Annotated in this window: 1 pseudogene; it reads left to right on the top strand. The window is 61.7% G+C overall.

Annotation, left to right across the window (positions count from 1 at the left end):
• Positions 1-20 precede the first annotated feature (20 nt).
• Positions 21-779 (top strand): annotated as a pseudogene (locus Q4543_RS24480) (transposase); the annotation flags it as partial.

Raw genomic sequence — 779 nt, 5'->3', positions numbered from 1 at the left:
CGGCATGGATGGAGGTGGCGATGCGCGGATCGGACCAAGTGACGGGATCGCTGTTCAGCTACGTGGATCTCGAGGAGCGCATCCCTGTGCGCCACCCGCTGCGCAAGATCAGATCCATCGTCAACGATGCGCTGCGTTCTCTGGACGCCGACTTTGATCGGCTCTACGCCGGTGAGGGGGGGCCCTCCATCGCACCTGAACGGCTGATCTATTACCGACAGGGCATTGCGTAGCAATGTCCCGAAAGGCGGGCCAGCTTGCTCCAGATCCTCTATTCGATCCGATCCGAGCGTCAGCTCATGGAACAGATGGATTACAACCTGCTGTTTCGCTGGTTCGTGGGTCTCGGCATTGATGATACGGTATGGGTCCCCACGGTGTTCACGAAGAACCGTGACCGTCTGCTGACCACGGACATGTCCCGCAAGATCATGGCCGCCATTCTGGCCCATCGAGAGGTGGCGCCGCTGCTGTCGGACGATCATTTCTCGGTAGACGGCACCCTGGTAAAGGCCTGGGCGTCAATGAAGAGCTTCCAGCCGAAGGAAAAGGCGATGTCCGACGGGGACGACGGTCCGGGCGATCCGCCAGATACCAATGCGCCGCCCACATCTTCCTCTGACCAGTCCATCGCCGAGCCTAACCCGATGACCCGCCCCACACGCCGCAGCCGCAACGCCGAAGTCGATTTCCGTGGTGAACGGCGGTCGAATGCGACCCACGCTTCGATGACCGATCCAGAGGCCCGGCTGTTCAAGAAGTCGCCTGGCGCCGGGGCC

The sequence above is a fragment of the Salipiger sp. 1_MG-2023 genome (assembly GCF_030547555.1).
Lineage (GTDB): Bacteria > Pseudomonadota > Alphaproteobacteria > Rhodobacterales > Rhodobacteraceae > Salipiger.
The sequence above is the reverse complement of the archived record's forward strand: the minus strand, read 5'-3'. Positions and strand labels throughout refer to the sequence as shown.